22 protein-coding genes are annotated in these 24,071 nt (G+C 65.1%); 12 read left to right on the top strand and 10 right to left on the bottom strand.

What is annotated here, in order from left to right; all coding sequences use genetic code 11:
* Nucleotides 1-43 precede the first annotated feature (43 nt).
* The 4 genes from AC1MEM_RS23960 to AC1MEM_RS23945 all read left to right on the top strand — a co-directional run bounded on the left by AC1MEM_RS23960 (nucleotide 44) and on the right by AC1MEM_RS23945 (nucleotide 5,688).
* Nucleotides 44-724: a FadR/GntR family transcriptional regulator gene (locus AC1MEM_RS23960; protein ID WP_499474585.1), complete on the top strand. Its 681-nt coding sequence runs from the start codon at nucleotides 44-46 to the stop codon at nucleotides 722-724.
* An 86-nt stretch (nucleotides 725-810) separates the two neighbouring features.
* Nucleotides 811-1,362, top strand: a complete 552-nt coding sequence (locus AC1MEM_RS23955; protein ID WP_499474584.1) for a cytochrome b — start codon at nucleotides 811-813, stop codon at nucleotides 1,360-1,362.
* Between the two features lie 216 nt (nucleotides 1,363-1,578).
* On the top strand, nucleotides 1,579-3,987 hold the full coding sequence (locus AC1MEM_RS23950; RefSeq protein WP_499474583.1) for a TonB-dependent receptor plug domain-containing protein: 2,409 nt from the start codon (nucleotides 1,579-1,581) through the stop codon (nucleotides 3,985-3,987).
* Nucleotides 3,988-4,158: 171 nt separating this feature from the next.
* Nucleotides 4,159-5,688: a dienelactone hydrolase family protein gene (locus AC1MEM_RS23945; protein ID WP_499474582.1), complete on the top strand. Its 1,530-nt coding sequence runs from the start codon at nucleotides 4,159-4,161 to the stop codon at nucleotides 5,686-5,688.
* A gap of 11 nt (nucleotides 5,689-5,699) precedes the next feature.
* Here the strand turns inward: AC1MEM_RS23945 and AC1MEM_RS23940 are convergent, their stop codons facing one another.
* The 4 genes from AC1MEM_RS23940 to AC1MEM_RS23925 form a co-directional block, all read right to left on the bottom strand.
* A complete protein-coding gene (locus tag AC1MEM_RS23940) occupies nucleotides 5,700-6,320 on the bottom strand; it encodes a TMEM175 family protein (RefSeq protein ID WP_499474581.1) in 621 nt (206 codons plus the stop codon).
* On the bottom strand, nucleotides 6,317-6,997 hold the full coding sequence (locus AC1MEM_RS23935) for a YoaK family protein (RefSeq protein WP_499474580.1): 681 nt from the start codon (nucleotides 6,995-6,997) through the stop codon (nucleotides 6,317-6,319). Before AC1MEM_RS23935 ends, AC1MEM_RS23940 begins: the two co-directional genes overlap by 4 nt.
* A 2-nt stretch (nucleotides 6,998-6,999) precedes the next feature.
* Entirely contained in the window at nucleotides 7,000-8,877 is a 1,878-nt protein-coding gene (locus AC1MEM_RS23930; protein WP_499474579.1) for an amidohydrolase, read from the bottom strand.
* A gap of 97 nt (nucleotides 8,878-8,974) precedes the next feature.
* Nucleotides 8,975-9,667 (bottom strand): hydrolase, encoded by a 693-nt coding sequence (locus AC1MEM_RS23925; protein ID WP_499474578.1) that lies wholly within the window; start codon nucleotides 9,665-9,667, stop codon nucleotides 8,975-8,977.
* On the opposite strand from AC1MEM_RS23925, the gene AC1MEM_RS23920 reads away from it, so the two are divergent.
* From AC1MEM_RS23920 to pepA (AC1MEM_RS23910), 3 genes are all read left to right on the top strand, one after another.
* Nucleotides 9,660-9,938, top strand: coding sequence for a hypothetical protein (locus tag AC1MEM_RS23920; protein ID WP_499474577.1), 279 nt, complete (start codon nucleotides 9,660-9,662; stop codon nucleotides 9,936-9,938). The genes AC1MEM_RS23925 and AC1MEM_RS23920 overlap by 8 nt on opposite strands.
* Nucleotides 9,939-10,104: 166 nt before the next feature.
* Nucleotides 10,105-10,965: a flocculation-associated PEP-CTERM protein PepA gene (gene pepA / locus AC1MEM_RS23915; protein ID WP_499474576.1), complete on the top strand. Its 861-nt coding sequence runs from the start codon at nucleotides 10,105-10,107 to the stop codon at nucleotides 10,963-10,965.
* 197 nt (nucleotides 10,966-11,162) lie between these two features.
* Complete coding sequence (gene pepA / locus AC1MEM_RS23910; RefSeq protein WP_499474575.1) at nucleotides 11,163-12,023, top strand: flocculation-associated PEP-CTERM protein PepA; 861 nt, start codon at nucleotides 11,163-11,165, stop codon at nucleotides 12,021-12,023.
* Between the two features lie 271 nt (nucleotides 12,024-12,294).
* Here pepA (AC1MEM_RS23910) and AC1MEM_RS23905 read toward each other — a convergent pair whose 3' ends face one another.
* Nucleotides 12,295-13,356: a rhomboid family intramembrane serine protease gene (locus AC1MEM_RS23905; RefSeq protein WP_499474574.1), complete on the bottom strand. Its 1,062-nt coding sequence runs from the start codon at nucleotides 13,354-13,356 to the stop codon at nucleotides 12,295-12,297.
* Between the two features lie 4 nt (nucleotides 13,357-13,360).
* On the bottom strand, nucleotides 13,361-13,915 hold the full coding sequence (locus AC1MEM_RS23900; RefSeq protein WP_499474573.1) for a cob(I)yrinic acid a,c-diamide adenosyltransferase: 555 nt from the start codon (nucleotides 13,913-13,915) through the stop codon (nucleotides 13,361-13,363).
* Between the two features lie 75 nt (nucleotides 13,916-13,990).
* Between AC1MEM_RS23900 and AC1MEM_RS23895 the strand changes: the two genes are divergently transcribed.
* From AC1MEM_RS23895 to AC1MEM_RS23875, 5 genes are all read left to right on the top strand, one after another.
* The gene (locus AC1MEM_RS23895) at nucleotides 13,991-15,472 is read left to right on the top strand and encodes an FAD-linked oxidase C-terminal domain-containing protein (protein ID WP_499474572.1); all 1,482 of its coding nucleotides are present in this window, start codon (nucleotides 13,991-13,993) and stop codon (nucleotides 15,470-15,472) included.
* Between the two features lie 4 nt (nucleotides 15,473-15,476).
* Nucleotides 15,477-16,526: a glycolate oxidase subunit GlcE gene (glcE, locus tag AC1MEM_RS23890; RefSeq protein WP_499474571.1), complete on the top strand. Its 1,050-nt coding sequence runs from the start codon at nucleotides 15,477-15,479 to the stop codon at nucleotides 16,524-16,526.
* Between the two features lie 173 nt (nucleotides 16,527-16,699).
* Entirely contained in the window at nucleotides 16,700-17,929 is a 1,230-nt protein-coding gene (gene glcF / locus AC1MEM_RS23885; RefSeq protein WP_499474570.1) for a glycolate oxidase subunit GlcF, read from the top strand.
* A 642-nt stretch (nucleotides 17,930-18,571) separates the two neighbouring features.
* A complete protein-coding gene (locus AC1MEM_RS23880) occupies nucleotides 18,572-18,886 on the top strand; it encodes a hypothetical protein (protein WP_499474569.1) in 315 nt (104 codons plus the stop codon).
* 22 nt (nucleotides 18,887-18,908) lie between these two features.
* Nucleotides 18,909-19,595 carry a pentapeptide repeat-containing protein gene (locus AC1MEM_RS23875; protein WP_499474568.1) on the top strand — a complete coding sequence of 229 codons (687 nt, stop codon included), beginning with the start codon at nucleotides 18,909-18,911 and terminating at the stop codon, nucleotides 19,593-19,595.
* 25 nt (nucleotides 19,596-19,620) lie between these two features.
* On the opposite strand, the gene AC1MEM_RS23870 is transcribed toward AC1MEM_RS23875, so the two are convergent.
* The 4 genes from AC1MEM_RS23870 to AC1MEM_RS23855 all read right to left on the bottom strand — a co-directional run bounded on the left by AC1MEM_RS23870 (nucleotide 19,621) and on the right by AC1MEM_RS23855 (nucleotide 24,055).
* Nucleotides 19,621-20,619 (bottom strand): Bug family tripartite tricarboxylate transporter substrate binding protein, encoded by a 999-nt coding sequence (locus AC1MEM_RS23870; protein WP_499474567.1) that lies wholly within the window; start codon nucleotides 20,617-20,619, stop codon nucleotides 19,621-19,623.
* Between the two features lie 70 nt (nucleotides 20,620-20,689).
* Nucleotides 20,690-21,667, bottom strand: coding sequence for a hydroxymethylglutaryl-CoA lyase (locus AC1MEM_RS23865; protein ID WP_499474566.1), 978 nt, complete (start codon nucleotides 21,665-21,667; stop codon nucleotides 20,690-20,692).
* Nucleotides 21,664-22,875, bottom strand: a complete 1,212-nt coding sequence (locus AC1MEM_RS23860; RefSeq protein WP_499474565.1) for a CaiB/BaiF CoA transferase family protein — start codon at nucleotides 22,873-22,875, stop codon at nucleotides 21,664-21,666. The genes AC1MEM_RS23865 and AC1MEM_RS23860 overlap by 4 nt, the downstream gene beginning before the upstream one ends.
* Nucleotides 22,876-23,152: 277 nt before the next feature.
* Nucleotides 23,153-24,055, bottom strand: a complete 903-nt coding sequence (locus AC1MEM_RS23855) for a LysR substrate-binding domain-containing protein (protein ID WP_499474564.1) — start codon at nucleotides 24,053-24,055, stop codon at nucleotides 23,153-23,155.
* Nucleotides 24,056-24,071 lie beyond the last annotated feature (16 nt).

Below are 24,071 nucleotides of genomic sequence, written 5' to 3'. Positions count from 1 at the left end.
ATTGGTTTAGAATCCAACCAATTCCACGTGTAAAGCAGACTTGATGAAAAACCCGAATGGCGCCCTTGCGCTGCGTACGGCCTTGCTGGCGAACATGCGCTCAGGCCACTGGAGCGCCGGCGAAAAGCTCCCCACCGAACGCGAGTTGAGCGAGACCTGGGGGATCGGCCGTGCGGCGGTGCGCCAGGTACTCGCGGAGGCGAAGGCGCGCGGTTTGATCACGCAGACCGTGGGCAGCGGCACCTATGTGTCGAAGGAAGCGGGTACGCTGCTGGAGGCCATCGACACCGAGGCGCCCGGCATGCACACCAGCCCCGCGGAATTGATGGAAGCGCGCATGGTGATCGAACCGATGATCGCGCAGCTGGTGGTGCGCAACGGGACCAGCGCCGATTTCCTGCGCATGGAAGAGTGCTGCACGCGGGCCGAGCACGCCGGCTCGATGCAGGAATTCGAAGTCTGGGACGGGGCGCTGCACCAGGCCATTGCCGACGCCACCCATAACACCTTCATCAAGGAGGTCTTCCATTTGATGAACAAGGTGCGCGAGCAGGGCGACTGGGGCTCGCTGAAAATGAAGAGCCTGACGCCGGAGCGGAGACACGCGTATGAACTGGAACACCGCGCGCTGGTCAATGCGCTGAAGGACCGCGACGAGGAGCGCGCGCGGCGCTTGCTCATGGAGCACCTGGTGCGTATCCGGCATAACCTGCTGGGGTATTAGGCCGGGCCCGCTCCGGACGCTATCGAACAGTCGGCAGATTCCTGCCCTGATATTGTGAACGTATCGTCATCTGAAACGGAGGAACAATGAAAGCCGGCACCAGCGCACACGCTTACTCTCCCGCGGCGAAAGGCCTGCACTGGCTGATTGTCCTGTTGCTGGCGGTGCAGTTTGTAACGGCATTCCTGCTTCCGCACATCGGACGCGATACGCGCCCGACGACCGTGATCAACCTGCACTTTTCATTCGGCGTGCTGATCCTGCTTGTCATGGCAGTGCGTTTTGTCCACCGGCTGATGCATCCGGTTCCGCTGGAAGCGCACGATGCCGCGCCATGGGAACGCTTCCTCGCCCGCAGCACGCACCGCTTGTTCTATCTGATTTTGCTCGTTTCCCCGGTGCTCGGCTGGGCCTCCGCTTCGGCACACAGCCTTCCGGTCAGCCTGTTCGGCATCGTCCCCCTGCCGGCCATCGCCCCTCCGGGAGCAAGCTGGGCGCATACCGCCGGCGATGTGCACGCCACCGCGATGTGGGTATTGTTGTGGCTGGTCGGCCTGCATGCCGCGGCCGCATTGTTTCACCACTTCGTGCGGCGCGACGGCACGCTGCGACGGATGTTGCCGTCTGCCGGTCGCTGAAAGGGAGTGGGGTCAGGCCTGGCATCTGACGTGAGCTCGACCGTACATCGAGGACGTCGAGTAGCAGGTACGCATGCCAGGTCCTGCCCATCCGCCGCATAAGCATAAGCGTATTCGTTATTGGTGCCGCAATCCCGCGCCTGTTAAGCTTGCTTCCCTCCGGCAGCCGAAGCGCCGCCGCAACCCATGCAAGAAGCAAGAACACAGAGAAAACCCATGAGCTGCAAACATTCCCACGCCAATCCGGCGCGCGCCGTCCTCATCCTCGGCCTGATCGCCGCGCTGGCCCCGCCGGCCGCGCTCGCCCAGGACACGCAACAACAAGATTCCGCCGCGCAACAGCAGACGGTCGTGGTCACCGGCACCCGCTCGCTGACCCGCCGTACGCTCGATTCGGAGTCGCCCGTCGACGTTATCGGCAGCAAGGAATTGCTGAGCACCGGCTCCGGCGAGCTGGCGACCGTGCTGTCGCGCCTGCTGCCATCGATGAACTTCCCACGCCCGAGCGGCGCCGATGCCAGCGACGCGGTGCGCCCGGCGCAATTGCGCGGCCTGTCGCCGGACCAGACGCTGGTGCTGGTCAACGGCAAGCGCCGCCATACGTCCGCCGTCGTCAACGTCAACGGCACCCTCGGCCGCGGCTCGGCACCGGTCGACCTGAATGCGATCCCGCTGGCGGCGATCGACCGCATCGAAGTGCTGCGCGACGGCGCCGCTGCGCAATACGGCTCGGATGCCATCGCCGGCGTCGTCAACATCATCCTCAAGAAGGGCGCGCAGGGCGGCGAAGCGGAAGTGGTCTACGGCCAGTATGACAAGGGCGACGGCGAGCAGGCCACCGTGCGCGGCTCGGCCGGCTTCAAGCTGGGCCAGGATGGCTGGGTGCGCGTGGCCGTCGAAGCGGCCGACCGCAATGCCACCAACCGTGCATTCGCCGATCCGCGTGCTTCCGCCGGTCCGCGCCAGGGCACCGTGACCCAGCGTTACGGCGATCCGGACAGCCGTCCGCGCGCGCTGTTCGTCAACAGCCAGGTCAAGGTCAACGACGACATCGACTGGTACGCCTTCGCCAGCTATGGCGAGCGCAAGACCTCCTCGGCTGCGACCTTCCGCACCGCCTACACCGACAACAACCGCACGACGCTGCGTTCCAGCCTGTATCCGGAAGGCTTCCAGCCGCTGCTCGACAGTAAATCCGTCGACGCCTCGCTGGTGACCGGCCTGCGCGGGATGCTTTCCGGCTGGCGCTGGGATGCGAGCCTGAACCATGGCCGCAACCGCTTTTCGCTGGATGTCGACAATACGGTCAACTACAGCCTGGGCGCCGCCAGCCCGACCGGTTTTTATGCCGGCGAGCTGACCTCGACGCAGAGCCTGGCCAACCTGGACGTGGCGCGCGACATTCCGGTGTCGTTCATGAGCGGTCCGTTGACGGTGGCCCTCGGCCTCGAGGCGCGCCACGAATCGTATGAGATCGGCGCGGGCGAAACGAATTCGTACTTTGGCTCCGGCGCGCAAGGCTACTCGGGCTTCCGGCTTGAAAACGCCGGCAAGAACAGCCGCAACAACCAGTCGCTGTACCTGAACCTGGAAGGCGACATCACGAAGGAATTGTCCGGCGCCCTCGCGCTGCGCCATGAGCATTACAGCGATTTCGGCAGCACCGACTCGGCCAAGGCATCGGCACGGTATGCGTTCACGCCGACGTTCGCACTGCGCGCAACGGCATCGAACGGCTTCCGCGCGCCCTCGCTGGCGCAATCGTTCTACACGATCACGACGACCAATTCGCTGCTCGTCAACGGCACCAGCGCCCTCGTCGAAACGGGCACCTTCCCGGTCGCCAGCGCCGCCGCCAGGGCGCTCGGCGCCCAGCCGCTGCAAGCGGAAAAGGCACGCAACCTGAGCATCGGCGCGCAATGGCAGCCGACCCGCAACTGGACCACGACCGTCGACCTGTACCGCATCGACATCGACGACCGCATCGTCTTCTCGTCGAACCTGCAACTGGCGAATGCGCCGGCCCTGGCCAGCGCACTGGCCGCGCAGGGCGTGTACGTCGGCGCCGCGCGCTATTTCACCAATGCGGTCGACACCCGCACGAAAGGCGTGGACATCGTCAGCACGTATCGCCTGAACCTGCAGCAGGGCGCGCGCGCCGACCTCACGCTGGCGTACAACCACAACGACAACGAAGTGCAGCACGTGGCGGATACGCCGGCCGTGCTGTCGGCACAGAAGCTGTTACTGGTCGACCGCCAGAGCGTCAACCGCCTGACCGTCGGTTCGCCGAAGGACAAGCTGAGCCTGTCAGGCGATTACACGCGCGGCGCCTGGAATGGCCGCGCCGTCGTCACGCGCTACGGCAAATTCACGGTACCGCAGAACGATGCGGCGCTGGACCAGAACTACGATCCGCAATGGGTGCTCGACCTGGCCGCCAGCGTGCGCGTCGCCCGCCAGTGGCGCTTGAGCGCCGGCATCGACAACGTCACCAACCGCTATCCGGCGCAGGTGACTTCGCTCGCCAACCTGAACGTGAACGGCACCCAGCCGTACAGCGTGTGGGCGCCGAACGGGTTCAATGGGCGCTACTTCTACCTGAAGGCCGGCTACACCTGGTAAGACAAAAAAGGCCGGGGTCAGGTCTGACATTCAGACACGGCCTCGACCGTACAGCGACGACGTCGAACCGCGCGCTTCATCCCCGTGTTTCGACAGTTCGTCGCACGGCCCGGTCAGCCGCGGAGTCTGGAGCTTACTGTTGGGCATCGACACCAACGACAGGACAGCCCCATGACCCTCCGCCCCTTTCTGGTCCTCTTCGCGTTCGCCGGCGCTGCCCACGCAGCCCTTCCAGCGGCCAGTTCACCCGACATCATTCCCGAAGCGGGCCCCCACGCCGTCGGCCTGCGCATCGTGCAGCAATACGACTACAGCCGCGTGCTGGAAGCCCCGGTCGATGCCTTCGGCAAGACCGGCAAGGCCGCGCCCGGGCGTCCGATCCAGACCCTCGTCTGGTATCCGGCCAGGAAGACCAATACGCCGCCGATGCAGGTGGCCGACTATCGCCAGGCCAGCCTGAGCGAGGTCGACTTCAGCTTGCCCGCCGCCGAGACGGCGAAGCAGCGGGCAGGGTGGATGGCGGGGCCACAGAAAGCGCAATATGGCGCATCGACCCTGGCCGTACGCGATGCCGCGCCCGCGGACGGCCGCTATCCGGTGGTGATCTACGCCCCCAGCTTCGCCTCCTTCGCGCACGAAAACCTGGACCTGTGCGAATACCTGGCCAGCCATGGCTACGTGGTGATCGCCAGCCGCAGCCTCGGTGCGCGCTCGGCCATGATGACCGACGACATCGACGGCATCGAGGCGCAGGCGGCCGATATCGCCTTCCTCGCCAACTATGCGCAAACGCTGCCGCAGGCCGACATCAACAACATGGCGGCCGCCGGTTTCAGCTGGGGCGGCATGGCCAATGTGTTCGCGGCGGCGCGCTCAAGCCGCTTCAGGGCGCTGGTGAGCCTGGACGGCTCGATCCGCTTCCACCCGAAGATCTGGAGCGCCGCCACTTATGTGCGGCCGGCGCGCACTGCCGTGCCGCTGCTGTTCCTGGGTGCCCGCGCGCCGACGGCCGAAGCGATGGAGCGCGACGACAAACTGGGCGCGAACTACCTCAACACCATGAAATACTCGGACGTCTACGTCACCACGGCGCCGCCGATGACACACCCGGACTTCAGCTCGTGGCAGCTGCGTTTTGCCCGGGACGGCGCATTCGGCGACTACCAGCGTGCCGAGGTGCTGCAGGCCTACCGCGGCGTCGCGCTGTACGTACGCGAGTTCCTGGACGCCTATCTGAAGAACGATGCCAGGGCATTGGCCTTCCTGATGCAGTCGCCGGCGCGCAACGGCATCGGTCCGCAAGTGATGTCGATGGAGTTCCACCCCGCCAGCGCCGCGGTCCTGGGCGAAGGAGACTTCCTGCGCGCGTTCTCGAAAGCCGGCTACAGGAATGCGCAGTCGATTTATACCGGGATGAGCGCGCAGTCTCCCGAGTTCAAGCTCAGTCCCGTGAACCTGAACACCCTGGGCTACCAGCTGCTGGGTGCGAAGAACGCGCGCGGCGCCGTGGAGTTGTTCAAGCTGGCTACCACCATCGAGCCGAAATATGGCAATGCCTTCGACAGCGAGGGCGAAGCCTACGAGGCGCTTGGCGAACCTGCGCTGGCCATCGCGGCCTATGAAAAGGCGGTCGCGGTGGACAAGAACCAGGCCAATGCCATTGCGCGGATCAAGTACCTGCAGTCGGGTGCTGCAAAATAAGTGTAGCCAGGTCAGCGGCGTGATGCGTCCGCCGACCTGGACGCTTCCTCCTGTTCTTCCTCCACCACCTTGCGCTCGATACGGCGATCCGGGATCAGCCACATCACCGCGACGCCGACATAGAGCAGGAAGCCCAGCCAGGCCGCGAACCAGGCCAGCGCGATACCGGCCAGGTACAGCACGATCGATATCTTGCCCTTGCGGTCGTCGCCGATCGCTTCCGCCAGGGCCGCGTTCTTGTCATGATGGGCGATCAGCCTGCGCACCAATAATGAATATGCCGTTGCGCACATGAAGAGCACAAAGCCGTAGGCAACGGTCGGCGCGGGCTGGAAATGGTTCTCGCCCATCCAGGCGGTGACGAAGGGAATCAGCGACAGCCAGAACAGCAGATGCAGGTTTGCCCACAGCACACCGCCGCTCACCTCTTTCACGGCATGCATGAGGTGATGGTGATTGTTCCAGTAAATGCCGATGTAAATGAAGCTGAGCACATAGCTCATGAAGACGGGCCACAGCGGCAGCAGGGCGCTGAAGTCCGGGCTGTGCGGGACTTTCAGTTCCAGCACCATGATCGTGATGAGGATGGCGATGACGCCGTCGCTGAAGGCCTCCAGGCGGTTCTTGTTCATGCGGCCTCCGCTTCAGGCAAGCACAGGTGCCAGCACAGGATTACGACCGGCACCGCCAGCGCGACGAAGCCGACAGCGCGGAAGGCAAAGGCGGCAGCCGCGCAGCCCAGCGCAAACGCCAGCACGGGCCAGAAGAACTTGGCACAACGCGCACGGGTGGCGGCGTCGGCACCGCCGCGCAGGCGGTCGACCGTGTCGATCACGAGCTGGGTCACGTTCCCGGTCATCATCGAGGTCGGCGCCAGGTTCGTCAGCAACAGTTTGCTGGCCGCGCTGTGCGCACCCATGGCGGCCGCGCCCGAGAGGCCCGCGGCAAAGGCCAGCGGCCCGATGTGGCGGCCCACCGGCTCGCCCAGCATCCCGCAGACCATGAAGCCCAGCAGCAGGACCAGCTGCAGCAGGTAGACCGGTTTGACGGCCGGCGCGCCGCGCCGCTCGCAGTTCGCCACCAGCATCCGGGCCGCGGCCACGCCGAGAATGAAGGCCGGGAAGGCCAGCAGTTTCAGGAGCGAGGGCGTCTGCGCCGGGTCGGCCAGCGCCGCCGCGATCAAGACGAAGTTGCCGGTGACGTGGGCGGTAAAAAGACCGAACAGGGCGATGAAGCCGAGGGTGTCGACATAGCCGGCCAGGAAGCCCATGCCTACGCCTTGCAGGCGCTGGAATTGAGTCGTCGTCATGATCAGAACGCGAAGCAGCTGCAGCCGAGGGCACCCCAGAAGCCGCCGTGGCTCGCCACCGGCACGGTCGACTTGCGAGCCCGGTCGTGGCTGTGGGCGTGCACGCCGCAGGGACCAGAGCACTGATGGGGCAGTGCAGTAGGCAACTGCGGAGGCTGTGGTGCCGCACGGCGCCAGTGACCCGCCACCTTCTGCACCGGCGACCACTCCGGCAAGACCGGGATCGGCGGCGGCCCCAGGCTGGTAAATTCGGCGGCGCCGTACACGACATTCCCACCCACCACCGTCAGCACCGATTCGATCGATTTGATGGCTTCCTCGTCGACACTGAAAAAATCCTGCGACAGCACCGCCAGGTCGGCCAGCATGCCTTCCTGGATCTTGCCCTTGCGGCCACCCTCGTTCGAGAACCAGGCGCTGCCCGAGGTCCACAGTTCGAGTGCGACATCGCGCGGCAGCAGGCCCTTGTCTCCGTACAGCGGCAGGCCGCCGACGGTGCGTCCCGACACCAGCCAGTACAGGGCGGTCCACGGGTTGTAGCTGGCCACGCGGGTGGCGTCGGTACCGGCGCCGACCGGCACGCTTGAGGCCAGCATCTGCTTCACCGGCGGCGTGGCGCTCGCGGCTTGCGCGCCGTAGCGGTCGACGAAATACTCGCCCTGGAAGGCCATGCGGTGCTGGATCGCGATGCCGCCGCCCAGCACTTTCACGCGCTCGATATTGCGCTCGCTGATGGTCTCGCAATGGTCGAACATCCAGTGCAAGCCATTGAAGGGGATGTCGCGGTTGACCTTTTCGAAGACGTCGAGCATGCGTGTGATCGATTCGTCGTAGGTCGCGTGCAGGCGGAAGGGCCAGCGGTTTTCCACCAGGTGGCGCACCACTTTTTCGAGTTCGTCTTCCATGCCGGCGGCCAGTTCGGGCCGCGGCTCCAGGAAGTCTTCGAAGTCGGCCGCCGAGAACACCAGCATCTCGCCCGCGCCGTTGTGGCGGTAGTAATCGCTGCCTTCGCCCGGTTTCACCATGCCGGTCCAGCGCTGGAAGTCTTCCAGCTCCTGCCCCTTGTTCTGGGTGAACAGGTTGTAGGCGACGCGGATGGTCAGCTGTTTATTCCGGTCGAGTTCTTCGATGACGGCGTAATCGTCCGGGTAGTTCTGGAAGCCGCCGCCGGCGTCGATCGCGCTCGTCAGGCCGAGGCGGTTCAATTCGCGCATGAACTGGCGGGTCGAGTTGACTTGCAAGTCGTAGGGCAGGGTCGGGCCCTTGGCCAGGGTCGCGTACAGGATCATCGCGTTGGGGCGGGCGATCAGCATGCCGGTCGGGTTGCCGGCGGCGTCACGCTGGATTTCGCCGCCGGGCGGGTTCGGCGCGTCCTTCGTGTAGCCGACGGCGCGCAGGGCGGCGCGGTTGAGCAGGGCGCGGTCGTACAGGTGCAGGATGAATACCGGGGTGTCGGGGGCGGCGGCGTTGATCTCCTCGAGCGTCGGCATGCGCCGTTCGGCGAACTGGAATTCGCTCCAGCCGCCGACCACGCGCACCCACTGCGGATTCGGCGTGCGGTCGGCCTGGTCCTTCAGCATGCGCAGCGCGTCGGCCAGCGAGGGAACCCCTTCCCAGCGCAGCTCGAGGTTGTAGTTCAGCCCACCGCGGATCAGGTGGATATGCGAATCGTTCAGGCCCGGAATGACGGTGCGGCCGTTCAGGTCGATGACCTCGGTGCCGGCATCGCGGTGGCGCATCACGTGCTCGACGTCGCCGACGGCAAGGAAGCGGCCGTCGCGCATCGCCACCGCGCTGGCGTACGGATGCGCGCGGTCGAGAGTGGCGAACTTGCCGTTGGTGAGGATGCGCGTCGCGCCCGGGGTGGCCTGTGCTTGCATGGTGTGCTCCTGAATGATTCGCTGATTCGCCCGTGTTCCGGCGCGCTGCTGCTGATGGTAAGCGGTCCGTCGCCACGGCGGACCTTGTGTCGGGCTTTTAGCCGACCGGGGCCGGCACCGGGGCCAGCACTTCGTTCTCGCCCTGGTTACGGGCAGCGGCCTTGTGGACCATCGTGTAGGCGTAGTCGACACCCATGCCGTAGGCGCCCGAGTGCTCGGTGACGATCTTCATCACGGCATCATAGGTGTTGCGGTGCGCCCAGTCGCGCTGCCATTCGAGCAGCACCTGCTGCCAGGTCACCGGGACGACGCCCGCCTGCACCATGCGCTGCATGGCGAAATCGTGCGCGTCTTTCGAGGTGCCGCCCGAGGCATCGGCCACCATGTAGATTTCGTACTCGCCTTCCAGCATGGCGCACAGCGCAAAGGTGGTGTTGCACACTTCCGTCCACAGGCCGGCGACGATGATCTTCTGGCGTCCGTTTGCAGCAAGGGCGTCGCGCACTTTCTGGTCGTCCCAGGAGTTCATCGAGGTGCGCTCGAGGATCGGGTGGCCAGGGAATACGTCCAGGATTTCAGGGTAGGTCTTGCCCGAGAAGGATTCGCTCTCGACGGTGGTGATGACGGTCGGGATGCCGAAGGCCCTGGCCGCCTTGGCGAGACCCACCACATTGTTCTTGAGGGTCTGGCGGTCGATCGATTGCACGCCGAAAGCCATTTGCGGCTGGTGGTCGATGATGATCAGCTGCGAGTTTTGCGGGGTCAGGACTTCGAGTTTCGGGTTGTTCATGATGTACTCCTGTCGTCATTGGCCGCGCACGCCGCGGCGGACCATCGAAGGCGTCGAAGCTTCCCAGCAGCGTTCGCTGCCCCGGTTGTTCGTCATCGTCGATGCGATGGCGCCATTATGCGTGGCCTTGAGCGATGTGAAAAACGGAATATTTACGGATATGCAATCGAAATTTTCGATGACTGAAGGGCGGCATGAAGCGGGCTGCCGCGCGCATGCACCGGTCGATTACTTCCGGGGAATTTATGCACGTAACATACTGAAAGGCTAAAATCCGCAGTAACCAATCGTCAACTTTCTTTACATTTTTGTAAATTCTGAGTTAACGATAATCTGTAAGTGCTTGATTTGTATGGTCGTCAATACGCTGGTACGGCAGTTGCTAGTAATGAAATGCTGTGCTAACCCTGATCAACCACGTGATGAGGATAACGATCATGAAATTTCTGAAGAAACTGGCCTGCGCTGCAGCCGTTGCAATGTCCGTCGCGGGAGGCGCAAACGCTGCCACCGTGATGAACAACTGGGTGTTCAATCCAAATGGAGGGGGCTACGCGAGCGGGCAGGAAATCAACGAGTACCTGGACGTGAACGGCAATGCCTTCATTCAGCTCACCCGAACCGGCAGCACCAGCTTCTCGTTTGCCGAGCACGCTGTGTTCAACATTGCCCAGGCTGACAGCAACGGCAAGCTGTTCCCGGTGAGCTACCCAGGCGGCAATATCACCGCAACCTTCGAGGCGAACGGCACCGGCAACTTCAGCGGCAACTTCACGTTCAGCGGCGGCACCATCCGCATGTACCAGAATCCCGTCGCCGGCCAGTACGGCTCGACGACCGGCACCTACGGCGCCGACCTGGGCAACAAGATCGCCGAGTTCAGCGTGGTGGCGGGCGGCGGCGGCATGGTCGATGCGAACGGCTCGCCCACCTCCAACGGCCGGGTCACCGTACTCGCACGTGCCGAGACCGGCATGCTGGACGCCGGCTACTTCTTCCGCGAAAACGGCCAGGACCTGTCGACCGAGGCCATCATGGCCTTTGCCTTCACCAACGCCAACACCGTTGGCAATCCGACCGCCACCCTGGTCAGCGAAGTCGCTTGCGAATACGCCAACTTCACCGGCGCCGGCTGCAACGGCACGGCGTACGCGAACGCACCTGGCCAGTACTTCTTCATCGGAAGCAACGGTCAGCTCAAGTTGGCGGACGTTCCGGAGCCGGGTTCGCTGGCGCTGTTCGGCATCGCGATGCTGGGTGCGGGATGTGTGGCTCGCAAGCGTGCCACCAGGGTGTGATCGCGTTGGCGTGAAAAGAGCGGCTGGTCCGCTCTTTTTCTTTGGTGGCGGCGTCGATTTTCTTTACATTTTCTCTACTGTTGAGTTAACAATATTCTCCAAGTGATTGATTTTTAACGGCGTAAATACGCTGGTACGGTGATTGCTAGTACTGAAGTGCTGTGCCAACGCCGATCAACCACGTGAGGATGACGATCATGAAACTGCTGAAGAAACTGGCTTGTGCTACTGCTGTTGCAATTTCCTTCGCTGGTAGTGCCAGCGCCGCTACTGTCCTGAACGACTGGGTATTCAATCCGACTGGCGGCGGTTTCGCCACCGGCCAGTCGATCAACGAATACCTGGACGTGAACGGCAATGCCTTCATCCAGCTCAACCCGACCGGCGGCACGAGCTTCTCGTTCTCCGAGCATGGCGTGTTCAATATTTCCCAAGCCGACAGCAACGGCAAACTGTTCCCGCAGAACTACCCAGGCGGCAACATCACCGCGACCTTCCTGGCAGATGGGACGGGTACCCTGGGCGGCGGCTTTAGCTTCACCGGCGGCACCATCCGCATTTATCAGAACCCAACCCCGGGCCAGTACGCTACCGCTACGGGTACGTATGGCGCCGACCTGGGCAACTTGATCGCCGAGTTCGACGTGATGGCAGGCGGCGGCGGTACGGTCGATGCAAGCGGCTCGCCAACCAATAACGGCCAGGTCACGGTGTTCGCCCGCGCAGACGTAGGCAGCCTGGATGCGGGCTATTTCTTCCGCGAAAACGGCAAGGACCTGTCGACCGAGGACATCCTGGCCTTTGCGTTCACCAACGCAAATACGATCTCCAATCCGACGGCGCTGCTGGTCGACGAAGTTGCTTGCCAGTTTTCCGGCTTCACGGGCGCAGGTTGCAACGGGTCGCCTTACGCGAACGCACCCGGCCAGTACTTCTTCATCGGAGGAAACGGGCAGCTGAAGCTGGCGGAAGTGCCGGAGCCAGGTTCGCTGGCGCTGTTCGGCATCGCCATGCTGGGTGCAGGATTTGCCACCCGCAAGCGCGCTGCGAAGCCGTGACTGGATAGGGGTGGATTGACAAAGAGCGGGCTGGTCCGTGATGCCGTTCAGTCAAGAAGGCCGCTTCGATTCACATCGGAGCGGCCTTTGTTCTGGACGTCGATGCGTGGGCATGCCCGCCCTGGGTTACACAGCGGTCTCGACCAACAATGACGACGGTGGCGCACCGTACGGGGTCATCGAGGCCAATGGCCTCGATGACGGGTTCACTGGGCATGCCCGCGCGTTATGCTGGCCCGGTCTTTTTCGTTTTGGCGGCGGCTTGCGGACTTTATGCCAGCCGCTGCTCCGGCAAGTGAATCGACCGCGCCAGCAAGTGACCGGCCAGCCATCCTCCAATGAGCCCGCCGATATGCGCCGCGTTGTCCGTATGCGGGTACACGAAGCCCATCCACAAACTGAACAGCAGGAAGGGCACGAGCGAAGAACGCAATTCGCTCACGACCGTCGGCGGCACGCCGCTGTTCGGGCGGCCGAGGAAGGCGAGCAGGCCGCCGATGATGCCGAAGATCGCGCCCGAGGCGCCGACGCTGTTGACGTGCGGGTTCCACAGCACGCTGGCCAGGCTGCCGGAGATACCGGCCAGGAAGTACAGCGCGACGAAACGCGTGCTGCCGAAGATGCGCTCGGTCAGGCGGCCGACCTGCCACAGCGCCACCATGTTGAAGCCGATGTGCCAGATGCTCCCGTGCAGGAACATCGAGCTGACGAGGCGCCACCATTGGCCGCCGCGCGTCAGGCGGCCGACGTTCGAGCCCCATTCGACCAGCTGCTGCGCCTGCAGCATGGCCGAGACGTTCGGATGCAGCGCGAACAGCTGGCGCAGCGGTCCCTCCAGCGCCGCCTGGTACTTCTGGCGCGCCAGCCACATCAGGGCAAAGATGCCGATGTTCGCCGCCAGCAGGCCCCAGATCACCGGCGTCGACGGGCTCCAGTAGTCGATCCGGTCGTGGAAAACTTCGTTTTCGGCGTGCTCCTGCACGAATTGTTCGGTCTGGCGCGTCGGAAGCAGGGCGACGATACGCGCGGCCGTCTCGCGGTCGGCGACGGCAAAGCCGATCCGCATGTCGCCCTTCACGCCGAGCACGTCGAACCAGACATCCTGGCCGTTGGCATAGGCGTTGACGATGTCGACGCGGCGCAGCTTGTGCTCCTCGCGCCGCGGCATGCGGAACGAGCGCTGGCGGGTTGCGCGCACGAACACGAAGTCGGTCTCGATCGCGAACACACCTTCGCCGCGAAAACCGAAGGGATTGGTCGGCCACTTGGCCCCGGCCGAGTAGAAACGGACTTTGAATTCCGTACTACCCGTCATCGGCACGCTTTCAGCCATGCGTTCAGCCACGCTTGCGGTCGTGGTGCCAGAGCACGTCGGTGCCGCCCGCGAAGCGGTTCAGGACGCGCGCGAGCACGAACATCAGGTCCGACAGCCGGTTCACGTACTGGCGCGGCTGCGGGTTGATGGTGTCGTCTTTCGAGAGCGCGACGATGGCGCGCTCGGCGCGGCGGCAGACGGTGCGGCAGACGTGGGCAGTGGAGGCGGCGCGCGAGCCGGCCGGCAGGATGAATTCCCGCAGGACCGGCAGATCGGCGTTGTACTTCTCGAGCAGGCCGTCCAGGCGCGCGACGTGTTCGTCCTTGATCATCTGGTAGCCGGGGATGCACAATTCTCCGCCGAGGTCGAACAGGTCGTGCTGGATCGAGACCAGTTCTTCGCGCAGCTCGGGTGGCATGTCTTCGCACAGCAGCAGGCCGACGAAGGAATTGAGTTCGTCGACTTCGCCCAAGGCGTGGATGCGGGCGCTGTCCTTGCGGGTACGGCTGCCGTCGCCGAGGCCGGTGCTGCCGTCGTCGCCGGTGCGCGTGGCGATTTTGGAAAGTCGATTACCCATGATGATGTCCTGCCTTCAAAAAAAGATAGCCCGAGGATACGACAAATCGATGTGATTGTGGCTACAATCGAACGCATGTCCGCCCCTCTCCACGTCCCTCCCGAACGCCGCCGGCAGGTTGCCGCCGCCCTGCGCGCCCGCCTCCCCGAAGGCGCCGTCCTGTCCGATCCGGAGGACACCCGGCCCTACGAATGCGACGGCCTGGCGGCTTACCGCCAGCTGCCGATGATCGTCACCCTGCCGACGAACGAAGAACAGGTGCTGGCGATCCTGGGCGTCTGCCGCGAGCTCGAGGTGCCGATCGTGCCGCGCGGCGCCGGTACGGGCTTGTCGGGCGGGGCCTTGCCCATCCATGACGGCGTGGTGCTGTCCACGGCGCGCCTGAACCGCATCGTCCGTGTCGACGATTATGCGCGCACCGCCGTGGTCCAGCCGGGCGTGCGCAATCTCGCCATCTCGGAGGCCGCGGCCCAGTACGGCCTGTACTACGCGCCGGACCCGTCCTCGCAGATCGCCTGCACCATCGGCGGCAACGTGGCGGAGAATTCGGGCGGCGTGCACTGCCTCAAATACGGCCTGACCGTCCACAACGTGCTGCGCGTGCGCGTGGCCACCATCGACGGCGAGATCATCGAACTGGGCAGCGAGGCGCTCGACGCCCCCGGCCTGGACCTGCTGGCCGTCTTCATCGGCTCGGAAGGCATGCTGGGCATCGTGACCGAAGTGACGGTCAAACTGGTGCCGAAGCCGGCCGCGGCCCAGGTGATCATGGCCAGTTTTAACGACGTCGTCACCGGCGGCAATGCGGTGGCCAGCGTGATCGCGGCCGGCATCATCCCGGCCGGCCTGGAGATGATGGACCGCACCTCGGCGCGCATGGTCGAGCCCTTTGTCCACGCCGGCTACGACACCGACGCGGCCGCGATTTTGCTGTGCGAGGCCGACGGCACGCCCCTGGAAGTGGCGGAAGAGATCGAGCGCATGACGGCCGTGCTGCAGGAAGCCGGCGCCAGCGCGATCGCGATCTCGCAGAACGAAGCGGAGCGGATGAAGTTCTGGTCGGGCCGCAAGAATGCGTTCCCGGCGGCGGGGCGCATCTCGCCTGACTACTACTGCATGGATGGCACCATTCCGCGCAAGCAGCTAGCCCATGTACTCACCAACATCGAGCAGATGGAAACCACGTACGGGCTGCGCTGCGCGAACGTGTTCCACGCAGGCGACGGCAACATGCATCCGCTGATCCTCTTCGATGCGAACCAGCCGGGCGAATTCGACCGCGCCGAAGCCTTTGGTGCGGCCATCCTGGCGCTGTGCGTGGAAGTGGGCGGCACGATCACGGGCGAACACGGCGTGGGCATGGAGAAGATCAATTCGATGTGCGTGCAGTTCGAGCGCGCGGAGCTCGATGCCTTCTTCGCCGTCAAGCGCGCCTTCGATGTGCCGATGCTGCTCAACCCCGACAAGGCCATTCCGACGCCGCACCGCTGCGCCGAATTCGGCAAGCTGCACGTGCACGGCGGCGCCGTGCCGTTTCCCGACCTTCCGCGCTTCTGACTCAATGACGATGATTGAACAATTCAGGGAGCAGGTAGCAGCGGCCGCTGCTCGGCAACAGCCGCTGCGGATTCGCGGCGGCGGGACGAAAGACTGGTATGGCGGGGCGCTGCAAGGCGAGATCCTCGATACGCGCGGCCACGCCGGCATCGTCGACTACGAGCCGACGGAACTGGTGATCACCGCGCGTTGCGGCACGCCGCTTGCCGAGATCGAAGCGACGCTCGCGGCGCAGAACCAGATGCTGGCTTTCGAGCCGCCGCATTTCGGTGACGGCGCGACCTTTGGCGGCGCGATCGTCGCCGGCCTGTCCGGTCCGCGCCGCGCCAACAGCGGCGGCGTGCGTGACTTCGTGCTGGGCGCCCAGCTGATGGACGGGAAGGGAGAACTCCTGAACTTCGGCGGCCAGGTCATGAAGAACGTGGCCGGCTACGACGTCTCGCGCCTGCTGGCCGGGTCGCTCGGCACGCTGGGGCTGATCACCGAGCTCTCCGTGAAAGTGCTGCCGCGGACGGTGGCGGAGACGACGCTGCGCTTCGAGGCCAGCGAGATCGAGGCGATCCGCATGCTCAACGCCTGGGGCGGCCAGCCCTTGCCGGTCTCGGCGAGTTGCTGGCACGGCGGCGTGCTGACGTTGCGCCTGTCGGGCGCGCGGGCGGCGGTGGACGCGGCGGTGAACGCGCTGGGCGGGCAGGTGATGCCTGACGCCGCCGGCTTCTGGACCGAGCTGCGCGAACAGCGCCATGCCTTCTTTGCTGGAGAGGCGCCGCTGTGGCGCCTCTCGGTGCCGTCGACAACGGGCGCCATCGTATTGAACGGCGAACAGCTGGTCGAATGGGGCGGGGCGCAGCGCTGGCTGCGCGCGGCGTCAAGCGACGCCGGGACCATCCGCAGCGCCGTGCGCGCGGTCGGCGGTCACGCGACCCTGTTCCGCGGCGGCGACAAGTCAGCCGGCGTGTTCCAGCCGCTGGCGCCCGCCGTGGCGCGCATCCACGAGCGCCTGAAAACGGCCTTCGACCCTTCGCATATTTTCAATCCCGGACGGATGTTCTGAATCTATTCCAGTAGGGAAGGAGGAAGTTGATGACGATGGCTGGGAAGCGCGCGCAAGGCGCGAGGAGGCCGGATGGCGAGCCACGAATTTATGAAACTCGCGACGAGCAACGCAGCGCCCGCTTGCCAGGCGCGTCAGCAACGACTCATTCACTACTGGGATAGATTCTAAGCATGCAAACCAACCTGGCCGACTTCATCAAGGGCACCGCGGACGGCATTGAAGCCGAAGCGATCCTGCGCGCCTGCGTGCACTGCGGCTTTTGTACCGCCACCTGCCCGACCTATCAACTGCTGGGCGATGAACTCGATGGCCCGCGTGGGCGCATCTACCTGATCAAGCAGGTCCTGGAAGGGGTCGAGCCGACGCGCAAGACGCAGCTGCACCTCGACCGCTGCCTCACCTGCCGCAACTGCGAATCGACCTGTCCCTCGGGCGTCAAATACGGACGCCTGGTCGACATCGGCCGCCGCGTGGTCGAGGAGCGCGTGCCGCGTCCCGCATCGGACCGCATCAAGCGCACCATGCTCAAGGAATTCCTGCCGCGTACAAGCCTGTTCAAGCCGGCATATGGCGTCGGCACCGCGCTGCGGCCGCTGTTGTCGAAAGAGATGCAGGACAAAGTGCAACGCCCGCGCCCGGCCGGCCACTGGCCGACGCGCCAGCACGCGCGCAAGATGCTGGTGCTGGACGGCTGCGTGCAGCCGGCGATGGCGCCGAACATCAACGCGGCCACCGCACGCGTACTCGATGCGCTCGGCGTGCAGTTGATGGTCGCGCCGAAGGCCGGCTGCTGCGGCGCCGTGCGCTATCACCTGAACGACCAGGCGGCGGGGCTGGACGACATGCGCCGCAATATCGACGCCTGGTGGCCGTATGTGGAACGCGAAGAAGTCGAGGCGATCGTGATGACCGCCTCGGGCTGCGGCGTCACGGTCAAGGAATACGGCCACCTGCTGGCGCACGATCCTGCGTATGCCGCCAAGGCGGGGCGCATCTCGATGCTCACGCGCGACCTGTCGGAAATCATGGCGGGACTGCAGGAGGAGCTGGCAACGGCGATGGGCGGCAAGATCAGCGAGCGCGTGGCCTTCCACCCGCCGTGCACGCTGCAGCATGGCCAGCAAATCCGCGGCAAGGTCGAAGGCGTGCTGCGCGCGGCGGGCGTCGACGTCATGCTGTGCGCCGACAGCCACCTGTGCTGCGGTTCGGCCGGCACCTATTCGGTGCTGCATCCGGAGATCGCGCACGAGCTGCGCGACCGCAAGCTGGCGAACCTGGAGGCGACCGGGGCGACGGAGATCGTCTCGGCGAATATCGGGTGCATGGCGCATTTGCAGTCGGGGACGGAGACGCCGGTGACGCATTGGATCGAATTGGTGGATCGTGCATTGCGGGGGTGATGTGGCGGTCGGGTAGGTTGGGGCACGAAAACGCGTGGGCATGCCCACCCTACGGTGCGCAACCGTCCGTGGCGGACGCGTAACGTAGGGTGGGCTCTCGAGCCCACGCGTTTTTCGTGCCCATGAATACCCGCACGCCACCGCAGAGCACACGCTTGCCGCACCCGTGCTAGCAGCGCGTGGGCATGCCCACCCTACGGTGCGCAACTGTCCGTGGCGGACGCGTAACGTAGGGTGGGCTCTCGAGCCCACGCGTTTTTCGTGCCCATGAATACCCGCACGCCACCGCAGAGCACACGCTTGCCGCACCCGTGCTAGCAGCGCGTGGGCATGCCCACCCTACGGTGCGCAACTGTCCGTGGCGGACGCGTAACGTAGGGTGGGCTCTCGAGCCCACGCGTTTTTCGTGCCCATGAATACCCGCACGCCACCGCAGACCACACGCTTGCCGCACCCGTGCTAGCAGCGCGTGGGCATGCCCACCCTACGGTGCGCAACTGTCCGTGGCGGACGCGTAACGTAGGGTGGGCTCTCGAGCCCACGCGTTTTTCGTGCCCATGAATACCCGCACGCCACCGCAGACCACACGCTTGCCGCACCCGTGCTAGCATTCCGTCCCACCCCAATCGACGAGAGAGAGCAATGAGTTCCGTATTCCGCCTCGTGCGCGACGAAGGAGGCCCCGAGCCGGTCGTCGTCTTCGAGGACTCCACCACGCCCGGTTTCGTCCCCCTGTGGGAGGAAGTCGGTGTCTACGAGGCCCTCTACAACAGCGACGGGCGCCAGGGCCGCGACGTCTCGCGCGCGCTTGCCTATGGCCTCGACCGCGTGGCGAGCGAGCCCGGATTGAACCGCCTGGTGCCATCCTCGGCATCGATGGCCGAAGCGATCCGCTTCCTCGAAAACATCAACCGCGGCTGCGTGATCCACGCCTCGGCCGAGATCCAGACCCGCTGATTCGCTTCACAGCATCGATTCCATGCCACGCCCAACCATCACCCTCAGCGGCGAATCCGTCGACCGCGCCCGCATCGAACAACTGCTGCAGGAGGGCGCGCTGCTGGTCTTCGAGGACTGCGATCTGTCCGGCGCCGACCTCTCGCGCCTCGACCTGCAGGACAGCGTCTTCAACAACTGCGCGCTGCTCGACACCTCGTTCTACGCGTCCAACCTGTCGCGCACGCGCTGGCAGCGCTGCCGCGCGGGCCACGCCGATTTCGAGTCCGCCGACCTGGTCGACGCCCACTTCGCATCCTCGGACCTGAACAACAGCAAGTGGCGCCGCGCCAGGCTGGCCTCGTGCAGCTACCGCAGCTGCAAGCTGACCGGCGCCGCCTTCGAAGAGGTGACCTATCTCGGCCTGTCCTTTGAAGACAGCCTGCTGTGCGGCGCCGACCTGCGCCGCATGTCGTTCAGGAAGATGACCTTGATTGGACTGGACTTCGCCGACGCCGATTTGTCCGGCTGCGACTTCCGCGAAGCCGTGTTCGTGGGCGGCAGCCTGCGCGAGGCCCACATCAAGGACACGCGTTTCGATGGCGCCGATTTGCGCGAGGTGGATTTGGGCGGGGTGAAACTGGTGAACGCGAAGCTGTTCGTCGGCGCGACGATCTCGCCGCGCCAGGCGGCGGAGATCGTACGGGAGATGGGTTTGAATGTAGCCTGAAGGTGAGACGTTTGCCTAGGGTGCGTCAGTCGGCCGTGATTTTCGCGTCCTTCACGAACTTGCCCCAGGTCTGCAGTTCCTTGCTGGTATGGGCGGCCAGTTCCTCGGGCGTCATGTAGACCGCATACGCACCTTGCGCTTCCGCCTTGCTCTTGAATTCCGCCGTCGCCATGATCTTTTTGATCTCGCTACTGAGCCTGTCGATGATCGGCTTGGGCGTGCCCGCGGGCGCATACACGGCAAACCACGAGCTGACGTCGAGCTTCTCGAATCCTTTGATGGTCGAGGTGGTCGGCACGTTCGGCAGGCTCGGCAAGGCGACATTGCCGGTGATGGCCAGCGCGCGCAGCTTGCCGGTCTTGATGTGGCCGAGCAGCGGAGGCGCGGTGGTGAAGGTCATGTCGACCGTGCCGCCCAGCATATCGGTCAGGGCCGGGCCGGTTCCCTTGTAGGCGACGTGGGTGAGGTTGACGCCGGTGAGCTGGTTGATCATCTCGCCGGTCACGTGCTGCAGCGAGCCGTTGCCCGACGACGCATACGACAGTTTGCCGGGATGCGCCTTGGCATAGCTGATCAGTTCAGGCAGGGTCTTGACCGGCAGGTCGGGACGGACCACGATGACTTGCGGGGCGACGATGAGATTGGCCACCGGCGCAAAATCCTTGACCGGGTCGAACGGCACCTTGATCACGTGCGGGGTAATGACCTGGTAGCCGGAGTATTGCACCATCAGGGTGTAGCCGTCCGGTTTCGCGCGCTTGACCGCCGAGGCGGCGATGACGCCCGCAGCACCCGGCCGGTTGTCGACGACCACCGGTTTGCCCAGTGCCTTCGACAGCGGCTCGGAAATCATGCGCGCCGCCAGGTCGGTCGTGCCGCCCGGCGCAGCCGATACCAGCAGCGTCACCGCTTGCGTGGGGGAGGGGTCCTGCGCATGCGCGCCCGTGGCGGTCAGCGCCGTTGCGAGCGACAGGGCACAGGTGCGTAACAGGACAGAATCGAGGACGGAATTAATCGGTTTCATGGTGTCTCCTTATTTCATCAAGAATGATGGTTGTTTTATGTTGCTGCATGCTTGCTACTGTCGGCCCGGGTCAGTCGGCACGCGCATGCGCGCGCTCCCTGATCGATTCGAAATCCTTCGGCGGCGGGTGCAGGTCGAGCCGGCGTCCGGCCCTGGTGACCTGGCTCGGCGTCTCGTGTCCGATCAGGCCCGGCAGGCGCTTCGAGGCCGCCAGCAACTGTTCCAGGTCGATGCCGGTGTCATAGCCCATCAGCTGCAGGGCATGTACCACGTCTTCGGTGCAGACGTTGCCGGACGCGCCAGGCGCATACGGGCAGCCGCCGATCCCGCCGAGCGAGGCGTCGAAGCGGTCGGCGCCCGCATCGATGCCGGCCAGTACATTCGCCAGTCCCATGCCGCGGGTGTTGTGGAAGTGGAGGCTCAGTTCGATATCGGGCCAGGCCGCGCGGAAGCGCCGGGTTAATGAGGCCACCTGCGTCGGAAACGCCATGCCCGTGGTGTCGCACAGGGTAATCCCGCCGGCACCAAGCTCGCCGATGAAGCGCGCGCACCAGGCCAGTACGGTGTCCTCCGCCACATCGCCTTCCATCGGGCAGCCGAAGGAGCAGGACAAGGAGATGTTCACCGCACGCGACGCTTCCCTGGCCAGGGCCGCTACCTCGCACAGGGCGCTGAACGACTGCTCGCGCGTCATGCGCAAATTCGACAGGTTATGGCTTTCGCTGGCCGACATCACGAGGTTGAGTTCATCGACCCCGCTCTCGATGGCGCGCTCGGCGCCGCGCACGTTCGGGACCAGCGCACTATAGATCACGCCCGGTACCCGTTCGATGCCGCGCATGACTTCCTGCGCGTCGGCCAGGGCGGGAATCGCCTTGGGCGAGACGAAGGCGGTCACCTCGATCTTCGCCATGCCGGCCCGCGACAGGCTGTCGACCAGGGCAATCTTCTCAGCCGTCGGCACGAATACGGATTCGGCCTGCAAGCCGTCCCGCGTGCCCACTTCCTGCATATAAATGCGGCGCCCGGCGCCATTCCAGCTCGTCATGCCACCACTCCTTTGCTGCGCAAGGCAGCGATTTGTTCTTCGGTCAATCCAATGTCCCGCAGTACCCCGTCGGTGTCGTCACCGAGACCGGGCGCGGAGGAGCGCACGGTGCCCGGTGTGCCCATCAGCTTGGGCACCACGCCCGGCACCTCCAGTTCATAGCCGTCGCGGGTGGACTGGGACAGGATCATGTCGCGCGCCCGGTAGTGCGGGTCCTCCGCGATGTCTTTGGCTGTGTAGACTTTACCCGCCGGTACCCGTGCCTGTCCGAGGACCTCGAGCACCTCGCCTGCAGCACGGGTGGCGGTCCAGACCCCGATGGCGGCATCGAGTTCCGCGGCCCGCGCGGCGCGGCCCGCGTTGTTGGCCAGGTCCGGAGCGCTAGCCAGGTCGTCGCGGCCGATCACGCCCATCAGGCGCTTGAAAATGCTGTCGCCATTGCCGGCGATGAGCACGTAGCCATCGCTGCAGCGGTAGGCATTCGACGGCGCGATGCCCGGCAAGGCGCTGCCCGCGGCTTCGCGCACGGCGCCAAAGGCGCTGTATTCCGGGATCAGGCTTTCCATGACGTTGAACACTGCCTCATGCAGCGCGACGTCGATGACTTGCCCTTTGCCGCCGTTGACCTTGCGGTGGTACAGGGCCGTCAGGATGCCGATGGTGCCGTGCAGGGCGGCCAGGGTGTCGCCGATCGAGACGCCGCAGCGGACCGGCACGCGGTCCGGTTCCCCGGTCAGGTGGCGCAGCCCGCCCATGGCTTCGCCGATCGCCCCGAAGCCGGGCAGGTCGCGGTAAGGACCGGTCTGGCCGTAGCCCGAGATGCGCAACATGACCAGCCCGGGATTGAGTGCCGACAGGGCCTCGTAGCCCATGCCCCAGGCTTCCAGGGTGCCGGGGCGGAAATTCTCGATCAGCACATCGGCTTCGGCAATGAGCTTGCGGGCGATGTCCTGGCCCTCGGGGCTGCGCAGGTCGAGCGCGATCGAGCGTTTGTTGCGCGATTGAACCTGCCACCAGACCGAGGTGCCTTCCTTGATCATGCGCCAGTTGCGCAGCGGGTCGCCGCTGCCGGGGGCCTCGATCTTGATGACATCGGCGCCGAACTCGCCGAGCGTCTTGCCGGCGAACGGTCCGGCGATGAGCTGCCCCATTTCGATGACGCGCACGCCGCGCAAGGCGCCTTCCGGGATGTTCTGACCTGCCTGCATGATGGACCTTTACTCGATTGGTAATGCGTTAAGGTATTTTGATCCGCCGCCGCGGATGACAGAAGCGAAAAGGGGAGAAGCCAGCTTTCGCAAACCGCGAAAGCTGGAATAGGCGCATTGTCGGCTTCGGACCTGATACCGGCATGCCGTAGGGTGGGCATGCCCACGCGTTACGTGCGTGGATCTCGCTTATGTGCGTCGACGCGTCGCCACGATGCACCATGTGCGATACCTACAGCGCCAATACGAGGCGTGCTTCCGCGTGGGCATGCCCACCCTACGATACCGGCGGCTGCTGCAGGTGTTCCAGCAGCAGCCGAACGTGGCGCGACACAGCCCTGGCGTCGCGCAGGCCGATCAGCAGGCTGCGTTCGGCCCAGGGATCGTCGAGGACAATCTGGCGCAGGTCGAGCGAGCGTACCAGTTCCTGCACCGCGCCGGACGGCAGCACGGCGATGCCCATGCCGGCCGCCACCATCTTGCACATGGCATCGAAGCTGCGCACGCGGATGCGCAGTTTCAGGTTGCGTCCCAGCGCCTCGGTCTCGGCCTGCAGCCGCTGCGCGAGCGACGTGCCGGCGGAGAGGCTGACGAAGTCATAATCGAGCACGTCCCTGAAATACAGGCTGCGCATGCCGGCCAGGGCATGCTCGCGCGGTACGACCAGGCTCAGGCGGTCGTTGCGGTAGGGCACAAGGTCCAGGCCCAGCGCCGGCGTCCGGTCGGCGAAGATGCCCAGGTCGGCCCGGCCATCGAGCACCGCGACGACGATTTCCCGGCTGTCGCCTTCTTCGAATTCGATCCGGATGCCGGGGTTGGCCGCAGTGAAGGCGGCAAGGTCCTGCGGCAGGAACTGGGTGACGGCCGAGGTATTCGCCCACAGGCGCACGACGCCGACCAGGCCCGAGGCGTAATCCGACAGGTCGGCCGTCAGCAAATCGACATCGGCCAATATGCGCTGCGCATGGCGATGCAGCGCCTCGCCGGCGACGGTGAGGCTCACCCCGCGCGAATGCCGCACCAGGAGGAGGGTGCCGGTCATGGTTTCCAGGTCGGAGATGCGCCTGCTGGCGGCGCCGACCGCGAGATTGGCCAGTGCCGCACCCTTGCTGATGCTCCCGGTACGCACGACCAGCGCAAACAGGGAAAGGGAAACCAGGTCGAGGCGGTGGAGGTTCATGGTGTGGGCAGTCGGG

It is taken from the genome of Telluria sp. AIW5 (assembly GCF_056680575.1).
This window is presented reverse-complemented; position numbering and strand designations above follow the sequence as displayed.

Excerpts from the sequence above, each read along its gene's own strand:
- pepA (WP_499474575.1), top strand. The coding sequence starts at position 11,163 with ATGAAACTGCTGAAGAAACTGGCTTGTGCTACTGCTGTTGCAATTTCC.
- glcF (WP_499474570.1), top strand. The coding sequence starts at position 16,700 with ATGCAAACCAACCTGGCCGACTTCATCAAGGGCACCGCGGACGGCATT.
- AC1MEM_RS23895 (WP_499474572.1), top strand. The coding sequence starts at position 13,991 with ATGTCCGCCCCTCTCCACGTCCCTCCCGAACGCCGCCGGCAGGTTGCC.
- glcE (WP_499474571.1), top strand. The coding sequence starts at position 15,477 with ATGACGATGATTGAACAATTCAGGGAGCAGGTAGCAGCGGCCGCTGCT.
- AC1MEM_RS23940 (WP_499474581.1), bottom strand. The coding sequence starts at position 6,320 with ATGAACAAGAACCGCCTGGAGGCCTTCAGCGACGGCGTCATCGCCATC.
- AC1MEM_RS23875 (WP_499474568.1), top strand. The coding sequence starts at position 18,909 with ATGCCACGCCCAACCATCACCCTCAGCGGCGAATCCGTCGACCGCGCC.
- AC1MEM_RS23925 (WP_499474578.1), bottom strand. The coding sequence starts at position 9,667 with ATGAACAACCCGAAACTCGAAGTCCTGACCCCGCAAAACTCGCAGCTG.
- AC1MEM_RS23880 (WP_499474569.1), top strand. The coding sequence starts at position 18,572 with ATGAGTTCCGTATTCCGCCTCGTGCGCGACGAAGGAGGCCCCGAGCCG.
- AC1MEM_RS23950 (WP_499474583.1), top strand. The coding sequence starts at position 1,579 with ATGAGCTGCAAACATTCCCACGCCAATCCGGCGCGCGCCGTCCTCATC.
- pepA (WP_499474576.1), top strand. The coding sequence starts at position 10,105 with ATGAAATTTCTGAAGAAACTGGCCTGCGCTGCAGCCGTTGCAATGTCC.
- AC1MEM_RS23930 (WP_499474579.1), bottom strand. The coding sequence starts at position 8,877 with ATGCAAGCACAGGCCACCCCGGGCGCGACGCGCATCCTCACCAACGGC.
- AC1MEM_RS23945 (WP_499474582.1), top strand. The coding sequence starts at position 4,159 with ATGACCCTCCGCCCCTTTCTGGTCCTCTTCGCGTTCGCCGGCGCTGCC.
- AC1MEM_RS23855 (WP_499474564.1), bottom strand. The coding sequence starts at position 24,055 with ATGAACCTCCACCGCCTCGACCTGGTTTCCCTTTCCCTGTTTGCGCTG.
- AC1MEM_RS23905 (WP_499474574.1), bottom strand. The coding sequence starts at position 13,356 with ATGGCTGAAAGCGTGCCGATGACGGGTAGTACGGAATTCAAAGTCCGT.
- AC1MEM_RS23960 (WP_499474585.1), top strand. The coding sequence starts at position 44 with ATGAAAAACCCGAATGGCGCCCTTGCGCTGCGTACGGCCTTGCTGGCG.
- AC1MEM_RS23935 (WP_499474580.1), bottom strand. The coding sequence starts at position 6,997 with ATGACGACGACTCAATTCCAGCGCCTGCAAGGCGTAGGCATGGGCTTC.
- AC1MEM_RS23900 (WP_499474573.1), bottom strand. The coding sequence starts at position 13,915 with ATGGGTAATCGACTTTCCAAAATCGCCACGCGCACCGGCGACGACGGC.
- AC1MEM_RS23860 (WP_499474565.1), bottom strand. The coding sequence starts at position 22,875 with ATGCAGGCAGGTCAGAACATCCCGGAAGGCGCCTTGCGCGGCGTGCGC.
- AC1MEM_RS23870 (WP_499474567.1), bottom strand. The coding sequence starts at position 20,619 with ATGAAACCGATTAATTCCGTCCTCGATTCTGTCCTGTTACGCACCTGT.
- AC1MEM_RS23955 (WP_499474584.1), top strand. The coding sequence starts at position 811 with ATGAAAGCCGGCACCAGCGCACACGCTTACTCTCCCGCGGCGAAAGGC.
- AC1MEM_RS23865 (WP_499474566.1), bottom strand. The coding sequence starts at position 21,667 with ATGACGAGCTGGAATGGCGCCGGGCGCCGCATTTATATGCAGGAAGTG.